The sequence below is a fragment of the Vibrio splendidus 12E03 genome, assembly GCF_000272105.2.
Taxonomy (GTDB): domain Bacteria; phylum Pseudomonadota; class Gammaproteobacteria; order Enterobacterales; family Vibrionaceae; genus Vibrio; species Vibrio splendidus_I.
Window position 1 is genome coordinate 1 of the sequence record NZ_AJZD02000109.1, and the last position, 2390, is coordinate 2390.

General features: G+C 43.8%; 3 protein-coding genes. All 3 read left to right on the forward strand.

From position 1 onward, the window contains the following. On the forward strand, positions 1-373 hold a 373-nt coding region (locus A142_RS09025), incomplete at its 5' end, for a hypothetical protein (RefSeq protein WP_019823639.1). Positions 374-680: 307 nt separating this feature from the next. Then, on the forward strand, positions 681-2057 hold the full coding sequence (locus A142_RS09030) for a uracil-xanthine permease family protein (RefSeq protein ID WP_019823641.1): 1377 nt from the start codon (positions 681-683) through the stop codon (positions 2055-2057). 235 nt (positions 2058-2292) lie between these two features. Further along, on the forward strand, positions 2293-2390 hold a 98-nt coding region (locus A142_RS09035; protein WP_032545484.1), incomplete at its 3' end, for a VOC family protein.

Sequence of the window (2390 nt, forward strand, 5' to 3'; positions counted from 1 at the left end):
ATCAGCAATTGGCCGTATGTGTATCGCTGTATTTGGTGAAGGCTTCAAAGGTTTCAACATTGCTCACCTAGTCACATCTGATGGCATCGGTGTTGAGATGTTCGAAATGGTTGACCGTGAAGAGCGTCATAAGGTTGATTTCTCTCGTCTAGGTATCTTCCATTTCTGTCTGCAGCTTCCAAAAGAGCAATTTCATTCAGCTATTAAACGCGTTGAAGAGTTTGGCGGTAAAGTACGCATGGATATTCACCGTTACCACCCAGAAGACGAGCTAAAACAAGCACAAATGGTTTACCTAGAAGACCCGTTTGGCAACCTGTTCGAATTCTACTCTCACTCATACGAAGATACGTACGCGACAGATTACGAGTAATAGACGCCATCTACCTGTCGTAAGGTAGAAAAACCGAAACACCCCCCTAAAGAGGATTGGTAGAGATACCAATCCTTTTTTTGTGCCTGCGATATTCGGGTAGAGGTTACAGATAAACCAGGTCAAAGGATTGCTTTGTGTTCTCTGTTTGCACTAAAACGAGCCGACAATGTTGCTCTACAGTGCAGCATTGGCTTAAGAATAAACTTAACTGATTGATAAACATGATGTTAAACCATTGGCATATATGTTGCTGTATTGCCCTTATGTAAATTGTATACAATAAAAAATACATAAAGGAAGTCACATGGAACAGAACAGTGAATTGATCTACGGATTAGACGATCGACCATCAGTCAGAGCAGCCAGCTACGCGGCGCTGCAGCATGTATTAGCCAGCTTTGTTGGCATTATCACACCCACGCTCATTATTGGTGGTGTCCTTGGATTGGGTGAGCACATTCCCTACCTGATCAGCATGGCACTCATGGTGTCTGGCGTCGGTACCTTCATCCAAGCCAGAAAAATAGGCCCAGTTGGTGCAGGCATGATCTGTGTTCAAGGAACCAGCTTTGCGTTTTTAGGTTCAGTATTAGGCGCGGGTTTTCTGGTTAAAGCGAATGGAGGCGGGCCGGATGAAATGCTCGCCACCATTTTCGGCGTCTGCTTCTTTGGTGCATTTGTTGAAATCGTCCTATCGCGCTTTATCGAAAAACTCAAGGTCGTTATCACGCCCGTTGTCACCGGAATCGTTATCACGACGATAGGTATCTCTTTGATTAAAGTAGGTGTTACTGATATTGCGGGTGGTGTTGGCGCGGAAGACTTTGGCTCTGGAAGTAACCTGCTTCTGGGTGCGATTGTGCTCGGAACCATAGTGGCACTTAACCTAAGCAACAACACCATGGTTAGGCTGTCGTCTATTTTGGTCGGTTTGGTTGTAGGATGGGGCGTTGCTATTTTGATGGGCAAAGCGCCCATGGTTTCTTTTGCATCTCAACCGTTATTGAGTATTCCTATCCCATTTAAATATGGTTTTGCTTTTGATTGGCAAGCCTTCTTACCTATTGCTTTTATCTACTTGATTACCGTGATTGAAACGACGGGTGACCTTACCGCTAACAGCATGTTCTCAGGGCAACCAGTTAAGGGGCCAAAATACATCAATCGACTCAAGGCTGGCGTGCTAGGTGATGGTGTGAACTCGCTTATCGCAGCAGTATTTAATACCTTTCCAAACACGACTTTCAGCCAGAACAATGGTGTGATTCATTTTACCGGAATCGCAAGTCGCTACATTGGCTACTTCATTGCGGCGATTCTTTTTCTATTGGGTCTATTTCCCATCTTAGGCGCGGTATTAATGACGATTCCAAAACCAGTATTAGGCGGGGCAACCTTGGTGATGTTCGGTACGGTTGCCGCTGCGGGTATCAAAATTATTGCCAATGAAAAGTTGGATCGCCGAAGAATCATGACGATTGCCATCTCACTAGGTTTAGGGCTTGGGGTAATGCTAGTACCGGATTTATTGAAAGAAGCACCCAAGTTAGTGCAAAGCATATTTGGCTCGCCAGTGACGATGTCGGGTGTTGCTGCTCTGGTGATGACTGGGTTGATGTCTCTGGTGCCTGAAAACAAAGCCAAACCGATGACGAATTCGGTGCAAACCAGTAAAGCGTAGTGGTTTAGCTAGAGTTTAAATTGGAACGTTTAAGCAGGGCTGCATGACTGATATGTGGCTCTGTTTATTTACAATCAAGCTCATCCTTAATTAAAGTTAATAACAAAAAATTATTATTAATATAATTTATGATAATTTCAGTTAATCATCATGTCTCCCTATACTCTCTCCATCGAAACGAAATATCGAAGCTAGACTTCGAAAAGCACAGAATAAAAACGAATTGGAGAAAGTTATGAAAATGAATCACGTAGGCATCATGGTTGGCGATATGGACCAGGCAGTAGAGTTTTACACTAAGGCTCTAGGTCTAAGAGTTGTAATGAACAACAC

Coding starts and splice junctions, on each gene's coding strand:
- A142_RS09030 (WP_019823641.1), top strand. CDS start 681: ATGGAACAGAACAGTGAATTGATCTACGGATTAGACGATCGACCATCA.